This is a genomic window from Rhodanobacter terrae, from assembly GCF_042657005.1.
Classification (GTDB): domain Bacteria; phylum Pseudomonadota; class Gammaproteobacteria; order Xanthomonadales; family Rhodanobacteraceae; genus Rhodanobacter; species Rhodanobacter terrae.
This window is the reverse complement of sequence record NZ_JBHSNG010000021.1, coordinates 52,099-69,635: the sequence shown is the minus strand read 5'-3', so window position 1 is coordinate 69,635 and position 17,537 is coordinate 52,099. Positions and strand designations below refer to the sequence as shown.

Genomic DNA, 17,537 nt, shown 5'->3' with positions numbered 1-17,537 from the left:
AAGCCATCAGGCTCATGCCGGACTGAAACTGCACTTGGTTCTTCTTCATGACACTACCTCCGTCTCTTCAGACGGTTGCAGCGTCTACCCTTGTCGTATCGTAGGATGCGACAGATGGGGAATCAGGAAACGATTTGGCAACTGCATCGCTTGTCGTGCCCCTACTCCGACGCCCATGACAAGACTCACGTGTGAGGGCTGTTCCTGAGGTTCACCGCACCAGAATCTCGTCGGTAAACAGGAACGCCGGCTTTCCCGCGCCCTCATGGCCCGGCGGCAGCAGGCCGTAATTCTGCGCGGTGACGCGCAGGTAGCGGGCAGTCACCGGGGCGGTGGCGTCGAAGCGCACGGTGCGGATCATCACGCGCAGGTCCATCGGCTCCACGGCGATCGGCGTGGACTGCAGCGTGCGCCAGGTCTTGCCATCGTCCGAGACCGCAAAGGCGACCTGCCGCGGGAACAGCGCCCAGGAACCGCTCTGCTGCAGGAAGCGCATCTGGATCGCGTGGATCGGCGTGGGATGTTCCAGGTCGATGGTGGCGGTCAGGTCATTGCCGCGCCAGCCTGCCCACAGGCCGTCGTTGTATTCCACGTCGCTGCCGATGACGCCGTCGACCAGCTGGGTCGCGGTGCCGGCGTAGTGTGGGTCGGGGGCGGTGAGGTAGGTCACCGGCTTGCCCAGCGCCTTGTTGTCGACGGTCCGGAACGAGCGGCTGGCCAGGTAGGGCACGCCGTGGCGGAAAGGCGCGATCTTGAGCGTCGCCGGCGTGTAGCGATCCAGCACGTCGCCGAAGGTGGGCGACTGCGCGGTCGGTTCGCTGCCGTCGACGGTGTAGTGCAGTTCGATGTCGTCGAAGCCACGCGCGGCGCGCACGCGCCAGCGGTGGTGCGGCGCATTGAACTCGAGCTTGTAGTCGACCAGGTCGCGGTCTTCCGGGCCGTAGGCGATGTGCTGCGCATCCAGCCACGGATACTGCGCGCGCAGGCGCCGCTGGAAGTCGGCGTAGTCGTGGACGTCGGGGTTCCACAGGCGCTCGGCCAGCGCGAGGACACGCGGGTAGAGCATCGCTTCCAGATTGCGCGGCGTGACGTATTCGCTCCACAGCGGCGCCTCGGCGCCGAGCACCTGGTCCTGGTGTCCCGCGAAAGCCGGCGAGGCAAACGGATTGGTGCGGTAGATGTCCTGCGTGGTGAGATCCTCGATCGGCGTGTCCAGGTAGAACGGCCCGGCGACGATCAGCCGGTTGCCGTTGGCCAGTGCCTTGGCCGCCTCGGCATCGCCGCGCCACATTTCCACCACCGCGTTGCGGTCGGCGCCGCCTTCGAGGATCTCGTCCCAACCGACCAGGGTCTTGCCGCGCGCTTCGAGGTCACGCTGGATGCGCTGGACGAACCAGCTCTGCAGCCCGTCGACGTTGGCCAGGTGCTCGTCACGCATGCGCTGCTGCGAGGAAGCGCTCTGCGCCCATTGCTGCTTGGGCACCTCGTCGCCGCCGATGTGGATGTACGGCGCGGGGAACAACTCGGCCACCTCGTCGAGTACGTCGTGCAGGAACGCAAACGTCGCCTCGTCGCCCGCGCAGTAGATGTCGGTGAACACGCCCCAGGTGGTCGGTACCGCGATCGGCTGCTTAGGGCAGGACAGCGACGGGTAGGCCGCGACCGCCGCCGAGGCATGTCCCGGCATCTCGATCTCCGGCACGATCATCACGTTGCGCTGGCGCGCGTACTCGACCACGTCGCGGATGTCCTGCCGGGTGTAGAAGCCGCCGCTGCGGCTGCCGCCGGCCTCGGTGCGCCAGGCGCCGACGCTGGTGAGCTTCGGGTATTTGCGGATGGCGATGCGCCAGCCCTGATCGTCGGTGAGGTGCCAGTGCAGCACGTTGAGCTTGTAGCGCGAGAGCAGGTCGATCTGCTGCTTGACCAGCGCCACCGGAATGAAGTGCCGTGCCGCGTCCAGCATCACGCCGCGCCAGGGGTAGCGCGGCGCGTCGTCGATGCGCACGGCGGGAATCGAGAGCGTGCGGCCATGACCGGTGGGCAGCAGCTGCCGCAGCGTCTGCACACCCCAGAACAGCCCGCGATCGTCAGTCGCGACGATCTCAACCCGCTGCGGCGCGACGGTCAGCCGGTAGGCCTCCTCGCCTTGCACGGTAGGATCGATGCGCAGCTCGATGTGCGGCTGCCTGGTGGCCGCGCCGATCCGCAGCGCGATCCCGCTGTCCTCACGGATGCCATCGCGCAGGAAGGCCGCGATTTCCTGGGCGCGTCGATCGGCCGGCGCGACGATGCGCACGTTGCGGTTCAACGCGAAGCTGCCGTGCCCTGCCTCGATCCGGTTCGGCTGCGGGATGACCGCCGCTTGCGCATGCGCTCGTTGAACGAACAGCGGGAAGGCGAGAAGCATCAGGGCAACGAGATGTCTGGGCACGGCCGATGTTCCCCGGGAATGTGTTCGAACGATGCTGAGGCGAGGCTTCGAATAATTCAAGCAACCACGCCCCGATGAATACAGCAAAGCCGTCGGCCTATTCGCGAGCAATGTTTGCTCTGCGCCTTTCGCAGTGACGCCAAGCCACTCGATCCGACAGTTCCAGCACGCACGCGTCGGCACCGTAGCTGCGGCAACACACCGGGAAGATCGACATGCTGCCCGGCGCGATGGCAGGCCCAGCAAACCCTCCAGGAAGCCGCCGAAGAAGCTGCAGCCGGAATGCCCATACTGGGCGCACAGCGGGCTGTCGTGGATGTGCAGCTGGGTGCCCTGCTGGTCGACTTCGACCAGCGCGCGCAATCCAGGTACGCCGATGCGTTCGATCGCTTCGCGCAGGTCGAGGCCATCATCCAGCAGGTATTCGCTCCGGAACACCCAGCTCCCCGTGCGCTTGCCGGGCAGCGCCAACGATGACTCGCGCGCCGCCTCGGCCACGGACCGCTGCAGTGCCAGCAGCTGCGGCACGACCATCGTCAGCAGGATCCCGTGGGGGTCCTGCACCAGCCGTTGCCGCTGCAGGGTGAATCCGTTGGCCATCACGAACCGGCCGACTTCGATCAACAGGCCTTCCCGAGTTGACGAGAGGCCCTGGATTTCCAGCTCGATCGTCAGTCTCCTGCAGGCAAGGCCGGTGGAACACCATGATGTGGGAGACGCTCGCTGCCGCGCGCAGGCCATGACCTGCAGCGGATGACGTCCGCGATGTGCGGGAATTCTATGGTGAATCAGGTTGCGTGGGCAGCATCGTTGCCGGGGTCAATGGCGGCGCATGCGCGGCGTCATGGTATGCCGACGGTGAAGGACGTATCGTCGACGCTCCCCAACCTCAGGCAACCCATGGACGCACCGAAGTCCTTCCCCCACGCGGGCTTCCTCAGCCAGCTGGAGTCGCTTGATGCATCTGTCTGCATCGGCGTACGGCCGCTGTTGCCGGCGCCGCTGGCACGTGTGCTGATGGCCGTGGACGAAACCGGCCAGCTGGCGACGGCGTCATTGATCCAGCTGCTGCAGGCGCGACAGGCCGTGTGGCAGGCATCGTTCGATACGGGCGTGGTGGCTGATGAGCTTCGTCGTTACCAGAAGTTCGCCAGGCCGGGTCAGCCATCGCCGCATATCGTTCAACTACGGCAGCAGCAGGCAGCGGCCCGGCGGGCGTCCAGCCAGTCGAAGCAGTCGTTCATCGCGGCGGCCGCCGCGTTTGTTCGTGACGCGGGCATCGCGGTGCCGCCGCGGATGGGGCTGGAGGCGTTCATCACCGGCTGGATCGATGCCAACGTGCCGAAGATCTTCGTTGCCGCGACGGAATGAACCCCGCTATTTGCGTCGCGATCCGCGCAGGCTGTCGATCGAGAAGCTGGCGATCTCGCCGCCGTCGGAACCACGCCGCGGCTGGCCGACAGGTGGACCCCACGCATGTGCGGTGACGACTTCCCACGTTGCCGGAATGCGGTCGTGCACGCGCATCGCCTCGTAGGCGGCGAGCATGCGCTGGTAGCGTGACTTGCCGGTGAGGCCGCGTTCGCGCGCGCGGTCGGCGTTGGTGGCGCCCAGACCCTGCAGTTCTTCGAGCAGCTTGCGCGGTTCGCTGTAGGTCAGCGTGTAGCGGAACACGTCCAGCACCGGATCGCGCAGGCCGGCGTTGAGCATGGCGTCGCCGACGTCGTGCATGTCGAGGAAGCGGCTGACGTGCGGCTGCTGGTCGGCCTCGGCCCAGGCGGCGCGCAGCTCTTTCAAGGTGTCCGGGCCGAACGTCGAGAACGCCAGCAGGCCACCCGGCTTCAGCACGCGCACGCATTCGCCGAACAGCCCGGGCAGGTCGTCGATCCACTGGAAGCACAGGTTGGAATGCAGCACGTCCACGCTGTGGTCGGCCAGCGGCAGTGATGTCGCTTCGGCGCAGATGCGGATGAACGGTTTCAGCCAGCTGCTGTGCTGCTTCGCCGTGCGCAGCATCGGCAGCGCCAGATCGACAGCGATTACTTCGGCCTTCGCATAGCGTTGCTTGAGCAACGCGCTGCCGCGGCCGGTGCCGGCGCCCACGTCGATCACGCGTTGCGGTGTCTGCGTATAGAAGTCCAGACGCTCCAGCAAGGCCGCCTGCACTTCACGTTGCAACACGTCATGTTGTTCGTAGCTTTTGGCGGCGCGGCCGAAGTGACGACGCACCTGGGACTTGTCGAGTTGGAAGTCGCTCATCGAACCTGCTCTGAATTTCTGGATGCCAGCAGTGGCTGCAAGGCTTGCACGACGGCGTCGGCGTGACCGAAGAACGGCGCGTGGCCAGCCTGCTGGATGTCGTTGTAGCTGCCGCCGCACTGGCTCGCCGACCATGCCATCGCCTGCGGCGGCACCAGCCGGTCGCGGCGGCCGCTGATCCAGGCGCTGGGCACGCCGAGGTCGGGCAGCGCGGCGCGACGGTCGATGGTTTCCAGGATGCGGATACCCTCCTGCAGGACGCGCAGGTCGGGTTCGCCGCGAGCAAACACCAGCGTGCGCAGATGGCGCAATTCGGCGCGCGGGTCGGCGCTGCCCATCGCTTCCAGCGTCAGGAAACGCTCGATGGTGGCGTGGTAATCGGTTTCCAGGTCGGTAGCGAGCTGATGCACCAGCTTGCCGTCGGCGCCGAACGGCCAGTCGGCATCGCGCACGAATTTCGGCGTGGCGCAGAGCATCGCCAGACCACGCACCTGCCGCGGCATCTCCAGCGCGGCGGTCAGCGCGACGATGCCGCCCAGCGACCAGCCGAGCCAGATCGCCGGCGGCGTGATTCTGGCGATCGCCGCGGCGCATGCGTGCGGTTCCAGCGGCAGTCCGCAGTCGCGCGAATAGCCATGACCGGGCAGGTCGACCACGTACATCGTGCAGTGTGTTTCCAGCGCCTGGACCAGCGGCGCCAGCACGCCGCCGTGCATGGCCCAGCCGTGCAGCAGCACCATCGGCGTGGGGCCATGGCCACGGGTTTCCACATGCAGGCTCATGCGGCGGGGTCCTTGTCATTGCCCCGTGGCGCAGGCATCGAGATGCCGGCCGGCGCCAGTGCGCTGTCCACCGCAACGCGTCCGTCGAACACGAAACAATCGCCGCGCCAGTGAGCGCCGTCGGTCTGCTCCAGATATTTCAGGATGCCGCCTTCGAGCTGATAGACATGGGGCATACCGAGACCCTGCATGTGCAGCGCGGCCTTCTCGCAGCGGATGCCGCCGGTGCAATACGAGACGATGGTCTTGCCTTCGTAGCGTGCGCGGTCGGCGGCGATGGCGGCGGGAAACTCGGTGAAGCTGCCGATGCGGTAATCCACGGCCTGGGGGAACTTGCCTACCGCGGTCTCGTAGTCGTTGCGGGTATCCAGCAACACGACTTCGCGGCCCTCGTCATCGTGGCCCCGATCCAGCCAGCGCTGCAGCGTGGGAGCGTCCACCGCGGGCGCGCGGCCGCCTTCGGGGCGGATCGTCGGCAGCCGCATGGTGATGATTTCCCGCTTCAGGCGTACTCGCATGCGGCCGAACGGCACCTCGTCGGACAACGACTCTTTCGGGTCGACGTCGGCGAAGCGCGGATCTTCGCGCAAGGCGACGATGAAGCCGTCGATCGCAGCGCGGCTGCCGGCAAGGAACAGGTTGATGCCTTCCGGCGCCAGCAGGATCGTGCCCTTCAGCGCCAGTGCTTCGCAGCGGGCGAGCAGCCGTTCGCGCAGCGCGGGCAGGTCGTCCAGGCTGACGAATTTGTAGGCGGAGATGTTGACGATCGACATGCGGGGGAATCGGCGGAGCAGGCGGCGATTATACGTGGTCGTCCGGTGCGGCCTGGTGCGCTGCCGGCAGATGCAGTGTTTCCAGCGCGTCCAGCAGGCGGTCGACATGGGCTTCCTCGTGCGCCGCGGACAGCGTGATGCGCAATCGCGCCTGGCCCGGCGGCACGGTGGGCGGGCGGATCGCGCCGACCAGCAGGCCGAGCCGTTCCAGCGCCTGCGCCGCAGCCAGCGCCGCGTCGGCGCTGCCCAGCAGCAATGGCTGGATCGCGCTGGCGGAGGCGGCCAGCGGCAGGCCGAGTTCGGCGGCGCCGTGGCGGAAGCGCGCGATCAGCGCGGCGAGCTTCTCCCGCCGCCAGTCTTCCTTCTGCACCAGCTGCACCGACTCGAGCGCGGCGGCGGCCAGCGCCGGCGGCATCGCGGTGGTGTAGATGTAGGGGCGTGCGAACTGGATCAGGCCTTCGATCAGCGCGGCCGGACCGGCCACGAAGGCCCCCATGCAACCGAGCGCCTTGCCCAGCGTGGCCATCAGCAGCGGTACTTCATGCTGGTCCAGGTCGGCGGCGCTGACGCTGCCGGCACCATGCTCGCCGAGCACGCCGAGGCCGTGCGCGTCGTCGACCAGCAAGGTGGCGCGCTCACGGGCACACAAGGCCGCCAGTTCGCGCAGCGGCGCGACATCGCCATCCATGCTGAACACGCCGTCGGTGGCCAGCAGCGCGGCGGCATCGGGGCTGCTCGTCAGTTGCCGCGCAGCGGCGGCGACATCGGCATGCGGATAGCGCTTCAGTTCGGCGCCGCTGAGTTTCGCGCCATCGAGCAGGCAGGCGTGGTTGAGCTTGTCCTGCACGCAGATGTCGCCGCGCGCCAGCATGGCCTGCAGCACGCCGAGGTTCGCCATGTAACCGGTGGAGAACAGCAGCGCGCGTTCGCGGCCCGTCCATACGGCCAGCGCCTCCTCCAGCTCCGCATGTTCGGTGCGGTGGCCGCAGATCAGATGCGCCGAGGTGCTGCCTACGCCGCCGTGCCTGGCCGCACGGGTGAGCGCGGCGATCAGCTGCGGATGCTGCGCCAGGCCCAGATAGTCGTTGCTGCAGAACGACAGCAGGCGCCCGTTGCCGACGTCCAGCCACGGCCCGTCGGCCCGATCGATGGTGCGCAGCCGGCGCAGCAGTTTCGCGTCGGCCCGTTCGGCCGTCTGGGCGGCCAGACGCTCGAGCAGGTCAGGCCGCGGCACTGCAGCCACAGCTTTGTCCGCAGCCAGCGGTGCCGCTTTCCAGGATGTCCGCGTGTACAGTGCCGGCTTCCTCGACCACCTGCAGCGGATGCAGGTCGAGCCGGCGGAACAGCGCGCGGTCGTGTTCCACATCCGGATTGCCGGTGGTCAGCAGCTTCTCGCCGTAGAAGATCGAATTGGCGCCGGCGAAGAAACACAGTGCCTGCACCGCGTCGTCCATCTGCTGTCGGCCCGCCGACAAGCGCACCATCGAGGCCGGCATCAGCAGCCGGGCGACCGCAATGGTGCGCACGAACTCGAACGGATCCAGCGCCTCGGTGCCGTTGAGCGGCGTGCCTTCGACCTGCACCAGCTGGTTGATCGGCACCGACTGCGGATGCTCGGGCAGCGTGGCCAGGGTCTGCAGCAGGCCGGCGCGCTGGTCGCGCGATTCGCCCATGCCGACGATGCCGCCGCAGCAGGTCTTCATGCCGGCATGGCGCACGTGCCCCAGCGTGTCCAGGCGATCCTGGTATTGACGGGTGTGGATCACCTCGCCGTAGAACTCCGGCGCGGTGTCGAGATTGTGGTTGTAGTAGTCGAGTCCGGCCGCCTTCAAGGTGTCGGCCTGCGTACCGCTCAGCATGCCCAGCGTGGCGCAGGTTTCCAGGCCCAGGCCCTTCACCGCACGTACGATCTCGGCCACTTTCACCACATCGCGATCCTTCGGGCCGCGCCAGGCCGCGCCCATGCAGAAGCGGCTGGCGCCGGCATCTTTCGCCGCCTGCGCACGTTCCAGCACCGCTTCCACGCTCATCAGTTTCTGCGCCTGCACGCCGGTATCGTAACGCGCCGCCTGGGGGCAATAGGCGCAATCCTCCGGGCAGCCGCCGGTCTTGATCGACAGCAGGGTCGATACCTGCACGGCGTTCGGATCGTGATGCTCGCGATGTGCCGCGTGCGCGCGATGCAGCAGCTCGTTGAACGGCAGCGCGAACAACGCGGCCACTTCGGCGCGGGTCCAGTCGTGGCGGATGACGGTGTCGACCATGGAACAGAGACTCCCATACAGAATCGCGAAAGTGTGGGAGCCGCTACACGGGGTGTCAACCAATTGGCATCGATTGATGGTTGACGTGGGCGTGGACACGGCTCAGCCGCTACCATCGCGCCATCAGGCAATCAGGCACGGAGCGGACCGGCATGAGCGAAGGACAAGGCAGCAGCGGCAACGTGCTCGCGGCCATCTGCAGTTTCTTCATCCCGGGGCTCGGCCAGCTGGTGCAGGGGCGTTTGCTGAAGGCGATCGTCATGTTCGTGCTGGCCGCCTTGCTGTGGATTATCTGGCTCGGATGGTTGATCCACCTGTGGTCGATCCTAGACGCTGCGCTGTACAAGCCGGGTCGTTGAACGGAGATGCGCATGGAGGCGTTGATGACAACGTGGGAACGACTGCGGCAATTCGTGTTGCCGCTGCGCTGCCTGCTGTGCGGCGCAGCGGGTGCCGATGGCATCGACCTGTGCGCCGATTGCGCGGCCGAACTGCCGCGCAATCGCAGCTGCTGCCTGCGTTGCGCCCTGCCGCTGGCGACGCCGGCGCCACTGTGCGGCAAATGCCAGCGCCGTACCCCGCCATGGGATGCGGCGTGGGCGCCGTTCCGTTACGGCTGGCCGCTGGATAGGCTGGAATCGCGCTACAAATTCGGAGCCGATCTCGCTGCCGGCCGCGTGTTGTCGACGCTGTGGCGACGCGAGCTCCGCCCGATCGAACCGCCGCAACTGTTGCTGACCGTGCCGCTGCATCTGGGCCGGCTGCGTCAGCGCGGTTACAACCAGGCACTGGAGCTGGCCCGCCCGTTCGCCCGCGAACTCGACGTGCCACTGCACCACGACGTGCTGCAACGTGTTCGCCGGACCGATGCGCAAACCGAGCTGGACGCACTCGGCCGTCGCCGCAACGTGCGTGGCGCGTTCGCGTTGCGCGCGGGCATCGCGCTGCCTGCGCATGTGGCGATTCTCGACGACGTGATGACCACCGGCGCCACCCTGGCCGAGTGCGCCCGCGTGCTCAGACGTGCCGGCGTGCCGCGGGTGGACGTGTGGGCGCTGGCCCGGGCGCCGTCGCCCCGCGGGTAGGAGCCCGCTGGCGGGCGATGCCGTTGTTTTGATTTTTCCTATCCGAGCATCAAAGCAAGAGCATCGCCCGCCAGCGGGCTCCTGCAACATCGTGGGGATCAGCGCAGCGCCAGCGCCAGCACGATGCCGATCCATACCGCCAGGCCCAGCCAGTTGTTGTGGCGGAACGCGGCGAGGCAGGCGCTGCGGATGCGGTCGCGTATCAGCCAGTGCTGATAGCCGAACAGCCCGGCGGCAATCAGCAGGCCCAGCCAGTACGGCCAGCCCAGCGCGGCGCGCTGGCCCACGAACAGCATCGCCAGCAGGAACGTAGCCATCAGCACGCCCAGGATCGGCAGGTCGGCGTCGCCGAACAGGATGGCGGTGGACTTGGCGCCGGCCTTGAGGTCGTCCTCGCGGTCGACCATCGCGTACTCGGTGTCGTAGATCACCGACCAGAGGATGTTGCCGATGAACAGCAGCCAGCCCACCGGCGGCACCGTATTCGTCACCGCGGCGAATGCCATCGGGATCGACCAGCCGAATGCCGCGCCCAGCACCACCTGCGGCATATAGGTATAGCGCTTGGTGAACGGATACAGCGCGGCCAGCGCGGCACCGGCGAACGACAGCTCGATCGTCAGCCGGTTGGTGAACAGCACCAGCACGAAGGCGAACACCAGCAGGACGGCGAACACGGCCAGGGCTTCGCGCGGCGTCACCCGGCCCGATGCGATCGGCCGGCCGGCCGTGCGCGCCACCAGCGGATCCAGCTTGCGGTCGGCGTAATCGTTGATGGCGCAACCGGCCGCGCGCATCGCGAATACGCCGAGGGTGAAGATGATCAGAGGCTTCCACGGCGGGAAGTCGCCGGCCGCCAGCCACAGCGCCCACCAGGTCGGCCACAGCAACAGCAGCGCGCCGATCGGCCGATCCATTCGGGTCAGCACCAGGTAATCCAGTGCTTTCTCGCGATAACGCGTAGGCAGTTTCCGCAGCAGCCAGTTCAATACCTTGGTGGCGCGGGTCGAACTGTCGGCTGGCTGGGCCGGCCGCGCGGCGGGTTTGGCCACGCCGGGGCGTGGCCGGGTGGTGGCTGAAGGCGGGGCGTTGCGGCGCTGGCGTTTGCGGGGAGGGTTGGCCATTGGCCAAGTTTAGCGTGGCCGCCACGCGCTATTCGCGTGCTGGATCACTGCAATACAGGCATCGCACGCGCCGGTTCACTCGCGCAGCAGCAGCCGATACGCAGGGTGGTCGCTCTCGTCCCAGTGCGGGTAACCGAGCGCGGCCAGAAACGGCGGAAGCAGGGCGTACTCGTCGGGCGGCACCTGGATGCCGACCAGGATGCGGCCGTAATCGGCGCCATGGTTGCGATAGTGAAACAGGCTGATGTTCCAGTCCGGATGCAACTGGCCGAGGAAGTGGGTGAGCGCGCCGGGGCGCTCGGGAAATTCGAAGCGGTACAGGCGCTCATGCCGCGCCAGCGGCGAACGCCCGCCGATCATGTGGCGCAGGTGCAGCTTGGCCAGCTCGTCGTCGGTGAGGTCGAGCACGTCGAACGCCTGCGCGCGGAACGCGGCTGCCAGCGCCTCACGTTCGTCGCGACTGGCGATCTGCACGCCGACGAAGATATGGGCGGAACTGGCATCGCCGATGCGGTAGTTGAACTCGGTGATGCTGTGCCGACCCAGTGCGGCACAGAAGCGGCGGAAGCTGCCGCGCTCCTCCGGGATCGTCACCGCGAAGACGGCTTCGTGCTGTTCGCCCACCTCGGCGCGTTCGGCCACGAAGCGCAGGCGGTCGAAATTCATGTTGGCGCCGGAGACGATAGCCACCAGCGCGCCATCGGCAACCTGCCCATCGAGGCGTGCGTGCGCGGCGACATACTGTTTCAGCCCGGCCAGCGCCAGCGCGCCGGAGGGTTCCGGCACGCAGCGGGTGTCCTGGTAAATGTCGCGGATCGCCGCGCAGATCGCATCGGTGTCCACCCGCAGCATCGCATCCACATGTTGCCGGCACAGCGCGAAGGTGAGCGCGCCGACCTGCTTCACCGCGGTGCCGTCGGCGAACAGGCCGACCTCGTCCAGCGCCACGCGCGAGCCCTTTTCCAGCGAACGTGCCATCGCGTCGGCATCGAGCGCCTGCACGCCGATGACTTTCACTTCCGGCCGCAGCGCCTTGATGCACGCAGCCACGCCGGCAAGCAGGCCGCCGCCACCGACCGGCACGAACACCGCGTGCAGCGGGCCCGGATGCTGGCGCAGGATTTCCAATGCCACGGTGCCCTGGCCGGCGATCACCGCCGGATCGTCGAACGGGTGCACGAAGGTCGCGCCATGTTCGGCCTGCAGTTGCGCGGCGGTGGCCTGGGCGTCGCTGTAGGAGTCGCCGGCCAGCACGATTTCCACCATCGCCCCGCCGAACCGGCGCACCGCATCCACCTTCACCTGCGGCGCGGTCACCGGCATCACGATGGTGGCGCGGATGCCCAGCTTGGCCGCGGCCAGCGCCACGCCTTGCGCGTGGTTGCCGGCGGAAGCGGCGATCACCCCACGCGCGCGTTGCGCCGGGTCCAGCTGCACCATGCGGTTGTACGCGCCGCGCAGCTTGAACGAGAACACCGGCTGCTGGTCTTCGCGCTTGAGCAGCACCGGCCGGCCGAGTCGCGCGCTGAGCAGCGGCGCGGCTTCCAGCGCGGACTCGTGCGCCACGTCGTAGACGCGTGCGGCGCGGCTCTGCGCCAGCAAGTCGTCGGCTGCTGCCGCATCGTCGTCGGCCGGCGCGGCGACTGCATTCATGCCGCCAGTGCCGTCGCCGGATGGGCCACCTGCAGCACGTCGACCAGCTTGCGCGTCTGCTGCAGGATCTGCGCAACGCCGGCATCGTCGCACTGCAGGCTCAGGGTGAGCCGCGACACGGCCGGATCATGGGTGGCGCTGACAGTCAGCGTGTCGATGTTGTAGCCGCGGGCGGCGAACAGGCCGGCGACGCGCACCAGCGCACCGGCTTCGTTCTGCAACAGGATGGACAAGGTGTGGTTCATGACGGTTCGCTCCGGGATGATGCTCAGAACATGTGGGAGGGTGCGGCTTCCTGCACGGGGGATGCATGGCGCGAGGCAATGAAGTCGCCGGTGATCATCTGCGCGTAACTGGCACCGGGACCGACCATCGGATACACGCCGGCGTCCTGGTCGATCATCACTTCGAGAAAGGCCGGGCCCTCGAAGGCGAGGAACGCGGCGATGGTCGCCTCCAGTTCCTCCACTCTCTCCAGCCGCTGCGCCCAGGCGAAACCGTCGGCCTGCGCCGCAAGCACGAAGTCCTTCCGGTGCAGGCTCTTGTCCGAGGCGGCGAAGCGGCCCTTGAAGTACAGCTTCTGCCACTGCCGCACCATGCCGTCGCCGACGTTGTTGAGCACCACCACCTTGATCGGCAGGTTGTAGGTGGTGACGGTTTCCAGCTCGCCGATGTTCATGCGGATGCTGGCGTCGCCGTCGATGTCGATCACCAGCGCGTCGGGCCTGGCGAACTGCGCGCCGACCGCCGCCGGCAGGCCGAAGCCCATCGTGCCCATCGAGCCGGAGGTGAGCCAGTGCCGCGGCGCGCGGAAGTCGAAGTACTGCGCCGACCACATCTGGTGCTGGCCGACGCCGGTGCTGATGATGGCGCGGCCGCCGGTGTGGCGGTTGATCGCCTCCAGCACCGCATACGGCTGGATCAGCGCGCTGGCGCGGTCGTAGTTCAGTGCATGCACGCGCTTCAGCTCGGCCACGTGCGCGTGCCAGGCCTGCAGCGACGGCCGCAGTCCGTGCGCGCGGCCGTAGCTGGTCAACCGTTCCAGCGCACGCACCATCGGGCCGACATGATGCCAGTGCACGGACTTCACCTTGCCGATCTCGGCCGGGTCGATGTCGATGTGCGCGATGAACTTCGCGCGCGGCGCGAACTTGTCCGGCACGCCGGCCACGCGATCGTCGAAGCGTGCGCCCAGCGCCAGCACGAAGTCGCAATCCTCCACCGCGTAATTCGCATACGCCGTGCCGTGCATGCCCAGCATGTGCAGCGCCAGCGGATCGGTGGTGTCGAATGCGCCAAGACCCATCAAGGTGGTGGTCACCGGCAATTCGAACGCATCGACGAACGCGCGCAGTGCGGCCGACGCACCCGCCGCGATCACGCCACCACCGGCATAGATCAACGGCCGCTTCGACTGCATCAGCGCGGCGAAGAACGCGGCGCAGTCGGCATCGCCGAGCGCCGACTGTTCCACCGCGCGCAGTCGCGCGCGGTAGCCGGTCAGCGCCAGCTCGCCGGTGCCGCGAAAGTTCAGCGCGGTGTTCTGCACGTCCTTCGGCACGTCCACCACCACCGGCCCGGGGCGACCGCTGCGGGCGAGGGTGAATGCGGTGCGCAAGGTCGCTTCCAGCTGCGCCGGGTCGGTGACCAGGAACACGTGCTTGGCGCAGGCGCCCATGATGTTGCTGATCGGCGCCTCCTGGAACGCGTCGCTGCCGATCGCGGCGGTGCTCACCTGACCGCAGATCACCACCAGCGGGATCGAGTCGGCCATCGAGTCGCGCACCGGCGTGACCATGTTCGTTGCGCCGGGGCCGGAGGTGACCACGGCCACACCGACCTTGCCGGAGGCGCGCGCATAACCCGCGGCCATGAAGCCCGCACCTTGTTCGTTGGCCGGCACGATCAGCGGCATCGGTTCGTCGCCGTTCTCCTTCAGGTGCGTGGCGTTGTAGCGGAACACGGCGTCGTACACCGGCAGGATCGCGCCGCCGGAATAACCGAACATCACTTCGACGCCTTCATCGGCGAACACCTGCACGATCACGTCGGCGCCGCTCATCGGCTGGCCGGCAAGCAGGTGTCGATCCGGATCTGACTCGGCTTTCGGTTGCGCATTCACTGGCACTAGCGGAATTCCTCAACAATTCGGTTGGCAATGCTTCCTCCCCTGCGCGCAGGGGAGGAAGCAGAGAACGTCAGCTCACCTTTTTCAGCGGCGCCTTGGCGGCCTCGGTCGGCGCCGGCTGCAGCCACGGCATCCGCGCGCGCAGCTTCGCGCCGACCTGCTCGATCGGATGGTCGAGATCGGCCTGCTTCAGGCGCTTGTAGTTCGGCAGGCCGGCGGCGTATTCGGCCGTCCAGTTGCGCGCGAAGGTGCCGTCCTGGATGTCGTTGAGGACTTCCTTCATGCGCGCCTTGGTGCCGGCGTCGATGATCCGCGGGCCGCTGACGTAATCGCCGTACTGTGCGGTCTCGGAGACGAACTGCAGCATCTTGGTCAAGCCGCCCTCGTAGAACAGGTCGACGATCAGCTTCAGTTCGTGCATCACCTCGTAGTAGGCGATCTCAGGCTGGTAGCCGGCCTCGACCAGGGTTTCGAAGCCCGCGATCACCAGCTCGCTGGCGCCGCCGCACAGCACCGCCTGTTCGCCGAACAGGTCGGTCTCGGTCTCCTCCTTGAAATCGGTCTCGATCAGCAGTGCGCGACCGCCGCCGATGCCGTCGGCGTAGCCCTTGGCCTTCGCCTCGGCGTGGCCGCTGACATCCTGATGCACGGCAAACAGCGCGGGCACGCCGCGACCGCGCTCGTATTCGCTGCGCACCAGCGCACCCGGACCCTTCGGCGCGACCAGCACCACGTCGATGTCCGCGCGCGAGGTGATCTGCTTGAAGTGCACGTTGAAGCCGTGCGCGAACAGCAGCGCGGCACCGGGCTTGATGTTCGGTTCGATCGCCTCCTTGTACAGCGCCGGCTGCACCATGTCCGGCGTCAGCACGGCAACCAGGTCGGCACCGCGCACTGCGTTGGCCGGTTCGACCACGGCGAAGCCATCGGCCTCGGCACGCTTCCAGGTCGGGCCGCCGGGCCGCAGGCCGACCACGACGTCGAGGCCGGAATCGCGCAGGTTCAGCGCATGCGCGCGGCCCTGGCTGCCGTAGCCGAGCACGGCGATGCGGGCGTTTTTCAGGATGTTGGGAGAAGTGGTGGTGCTCATGCGGTGACTCCTGCAGGTTCGTTGAGGGTAGTTGTCGAGGCGGTTGGCGCGGTACGAGAAGTGGACGTCTGGACGTCCGTTCGTTGATTGGTGGTGGCGCCGTCGGAGGCGGAGCCGACCAGGAGCGCGTATTTCGCCAGCGCGCCATGGGTGACTTTCGGCGGGCGCGGGTGCCAGCCCGCCCGGCGGCTTTCCAGGTCGGCGCTGGTGCGCAGCTCGCGGTGCTCGGCATCGATCACCACGCGGTCGCCGTCGCGCAGCAGCGCGATCGGGCCGCCGCGTGCCGCTTCCGGCGCGATGTGGCCGACCATGAAGCCGTGGGTGGCGCCGGAGAAACGGCCGTCGGTGATCAGCGCCACGTCGTTGCCGAGGCCGCGGCCGACCAGTGCCGCGGTGACGCCGAGCATCTCGCGCATGCCGGGGCCGCCGGCGGGTCCTTCGTTGCGGATTACGATGACGTCGCCGGCATGGATGCGATCGCCCTGCACGGCGGCGAACGCTTCTTCCTCGCTCTCGAATACGCGCGCGCTGCCTTCGAAGTGGCCGCTCTTGCCGGCCAGCTTGAGGATGCAGCCCTCCGGTGCGAGGTTGCCGTACAGGATCGAATAGCCGCCGCGCGGTTTCAGTGGCTGGCTGACCGGATGCACCACGTCCTGCGCTTCCGCACGCGGCGCCGCCGCCGCTTCGGCGAACAGGCTGCGGCCGGTGACGGTGGGTGCGTCCTCCAGCATGCCGGCGGCGATCAGTTCCTGCGCCACGCGCGCGCTGCCGCCGGCGCCGAACATCTCCACCGCGGTGTAGCGCCCACCGGGCAGCAGGTCGGCGATGACCGGCGTGTGCACCGAAGCAGGCTCGAAATCTTCCAGCGTCCACTCGACGCCGGCTTCGCGCGCGATCGCCAGCAGGTGCAGCACCGCGTTGGTGGAACCGGCGGTGGCGGCGACCATGCGGGCGGCGTTGCGGAACGAGGTTCGGGTCAGCATTTCGCGTGGGGTGCGCTCGGTCTTGAGGCACTCCATCACCAGCTCGCCGCAGCGGAATGCGGCCGCGCCCTTGGCCGGGTGCGTGGCCGGGATATCGTTGAAGCCCATCGGCGACAGGCCCAGCGTGGTCAGCACCATCGCCATCGTGTTGGCGGTGAACTGGCCACCGCAGGCACCGGCGCCAGGACAGGCGTCGCGCTCGACCGCGGCCAGTTCGGCGTCGTCGATCTTGCCGGCGCCATGCGCACCGACGGCTTCGAACACCTGCTGGATGGTGATCGGATGGTTGTCGTGCGTGCCGTGCGCGATGCTGCCGCCGTACAGCGCGACGCCGGGAATGTTCAGCCGGGCCAGCGCCATGGCGGCCGCGGGAATGGTCTTGTCGCAGCCGCACAGCACCACCATCGCGTCCAGGCAGTGACCGTCCACCGCCAGCTCGATCGAATCGGTGATCACCTCGCGGCTGATCAACGAGGCGCGCATGCCGGGCGTACCCATCGCGATACCGTCGGTGACGGCGATCGTGTTGAACTCGATCGGCGTGCCGCCGGCGGCGCGGATGCCGGCGGCGGCCTCGACCGCCAGCTCGCGCAGGTTGAGGTTGCACGGACTCACGTTCGACCAGGTGTGCACCACCGCGATCAGCGGCCGGGCAATCGCCGCGTCGTCCAGTCCGGTGGCGCGCAACATCGCGCGGGCAGGGGCGCGGTCGGGGCCGCTCTTGATCAGGTCACTGCGCATGGGTGTTCCGCTGGGTGGATGGAAACCGGGTCGAAGGAAAAAAGCGTCCCCTGCGTGCGGGGGAAATTGGCGAAGCGGACGGGAACGGGCGCCTTGGGAACGCACGGAGGGCATCCGGTGCCGAGAACACGCAGGGGACGGCAGAAAAGGCGGACGCGTCCGTGCGTCCGCTGGGGAAACGTTGTTCAAAGCCAAGCTGATCGAAGCCAGGTTGATGGGAGCCG

Annotated in this window: 15 protein-coding genes; 3 read left to right on the top strand and 12 right to left on the bottom strand. The window is 67.8% G+C overall.

Annotated features, from left to right (window positions below; translation table 11 throughout):
* Nucleotides 1–211 precede the first annotated feature (211 nt).
* Nucleotides 212–3,055, bottom strand: a complete 2,844-nt coding sequence (locus ACFPPB_RS16205; RefSeq protein WP_377328955.1) for a glycoside hydrolase family 20 protein — start codon at nucleotides 3,053–3,055, stop codon at nucleotides 212–214.
* Between the two features lie 276 nt (nucleotides 3,056–3,331).
* Here ACFPPB_RS16205 and ACFPPB_RS16200 point away from each other — a divergent pair, with 276 nt between their 5' ends.
* On the top strand, nucleotides 3,332–3,802 hold the full coding sequence (locus ACFPPB_RS16200; RefSeq protein WP_377328953.1) for a hypothetical protein: 471 nt from the start codon (nucleotides 3,332–3,334) through the stop codon (nucleotides 3,800–3,802).
* 6 nt (nucleotides 3,803–3,808) lie between these two features.
* Here ACFPPB_RS16200 and bioC read toward each other — a convergent pair whose 3' ends face one another.
* From bioC to bioB, 5 genes are read right to left on the bottom strand one after another with little or no spacing between them, the layout of a single operon-like run.
* Nucleotides 3,809–4,690 (bottom strand): malonyl-ACP O-methyltransferase BioC, encoded by an 882-nt coding sequence (gene bioC / locus ACFPPB_RS16195; protein WP_377328951.1) that lies wholly within the window; start codon nucleotides 4,688–4,690, stop codon nucleotides 3,809–3,811.
* Nucleotides 4,687–5,472, bottom strand: a complete 786-nt coding sequence (gene bioH / locus ACFPPB_RS16190; RefSeq protein WP_377328950.1) for a pimeloyl-ACP methyl ester esterase BioH — start codon at nucleotides 5,470–5,472, stop codon at nucleotides 4,687–4,689. Before bioH ends, bioC begins: the two co-directional genes overlap by 4 nt.
* Complete coding sequence (locus ACFPPB_RS16185) at nucleotides 5,469–6,245, bottom strand: sulfurtransferase (RefSeq protein WP_377328948.1); 777 nt, start codon at nucleotides 6,243–6,245, stop codon at nucleotides 5,469–5,471. Before ACFPPB_RS16185 ends, bioH begins: the two co-directional genes overlap by 4 nt.
* A gap of 28 nt (nucleotides 6,246–6,273) precedes the next feature.
* Nucleotides 6,274–7,479 (bottom strand): 8-amino-7-oxononanoate synthase, encoded by a 1,206-nt coding sequence (gene bioF, locus ACFPPB_RS16180; protein WP_377328961.1) that lies wholly within the window; start codon nucleotides 7,477–7,479, stop codon nucleotides 6,274–6,276.
* On the bottom strand, nucleotides 7,466–8,509 hold the full coding sequence (gene bioB, locus ACFPPB_RS16175; RefSeq protein WP_377328946.1) for a biotin synthase BioB: 1,044 nt from the start codon (nucleotides 8,507–8,509) through the stop codon (nucleotides 7,466–7,468). Before bioB ends, bioF begins: the two co-directional genes overlap by 14 nt.
* A 152-nt stretch (nucleotides 8,510–8,661) precedes the next feature.
* Between bioB and ACFPPB_RS16170 the strand changes: the two genes are divergently transcribed.
* Entirely contained in the window at nucleotides 8,662–8,868 is a 207-nt protein-coding gene (locus ACFPPB_RS16170; protein ID WP_377328944.1) for a hypothetical protein, read from the top strand.
* A gap of 24 nt (nucleotides 8,869–8,892) precedes the next feature.
* The gene (locus ACFPPB_RS16165; RefSeq protein WP_377328942.1) at nucleotides 8,893–9,594 is read left to right on the top strand and encodes a ComF family protein; all 702 of its coding nucleotides are present in this window, start codon (nucleotides 8,893–8,895) and stop codon (nucleotides 9,592–9,594) included.
* A gap of 98 nt (nucleotides 9,595–9,692) precedes the next feature.
* On the opposite strand, the gene ubiA is transcribed toward ACFPPB_RS16165, so the two are convergent.
* From ubiA to ilvD, 6 genes are all read right to left on the bottom strand, one after another.
* Nucleotides 9,693–10,718 (bottom strand): 4-hydroxybenzoate octaprenyltransferase, encoded by a 1,026-nt coding sequence (gene ubiA / locus ACFPPB_RS16160; protein WP_377328940.1) that lies wholly within the window; start codon nucleotides 10,716–10,718, stop codon nucleotides 9,693–9,695.
* Between the two features lie 75 nt (nucleotides 10,719–10,793).
* A complete protein-coding gene (ilvA, locus tag ACFPPB_RS16155; RefSeq protein WP_377328938.1) occupies nucleotides 10,794–12,371 on the bottom strand; it encodes a threonine ammonia-lyase, biosynthetic in 1,578 nt (525 codons plus the stop codon).
* Nucleotides 12,368–12,616 (bottom strand): acetolactate synthase small subunit, encoded by a 249-nt coding sequence (gene ilvN, locus ACFPPB_RS16150; protein WP_072759207.1) that lies wholly within the window; start codon nucleotides 12,614–12,616, stop codon nucleotides 12,368–12,370. The genes ilvA and ilvN overlap by 4 nt, the downstream gene beginning before the upstream one ends.
* Nucleotides 12,617–12,639: 23 nt before the next feature.
* A complete protein-coding gene (gene ilvB / locus ACFPPB_RS16145; protein ID WP_377328959.1) occupies nucleotides 12,640–14,433 on the bottom strand; it encodes a biosynthetic-type acetolactate synthase large subunit in 1,794 nt (597 codons plus the stop codon).
* 136 nt (nucleotides 14,434–14,569) lie between these two features.
* Nucleotides 14,570–15,589: a ketol-acid reductoisomerase gene (gene ilvC / locus ACFPPB_RS16140; RefSeq protein WP_377328936.1), complete on the bottom strand. Its 1,020-nt coding sequence runs from the start codon at nucleotides 15,587–15,589 to the stop codon at nucleotides 14,570–14,572.
* Nucleotides 15,586–17,313, bottom strand: coding sequence for a dihydroxy-acid dehydratase (ilvD, locus tag ACFPPB_RS16135; protein ID WP_377328934.1), 1,728 nt, complete (start codon nucleotides 17,311–17,313; stop codon nucleotides 15,586–15,588). Before ilvD ends, ilvC begins: the two co-directional genes overlap by 4 nt.
* Nucleotides 17,314–17,537 lie beyond the last annotated feature (224 nt).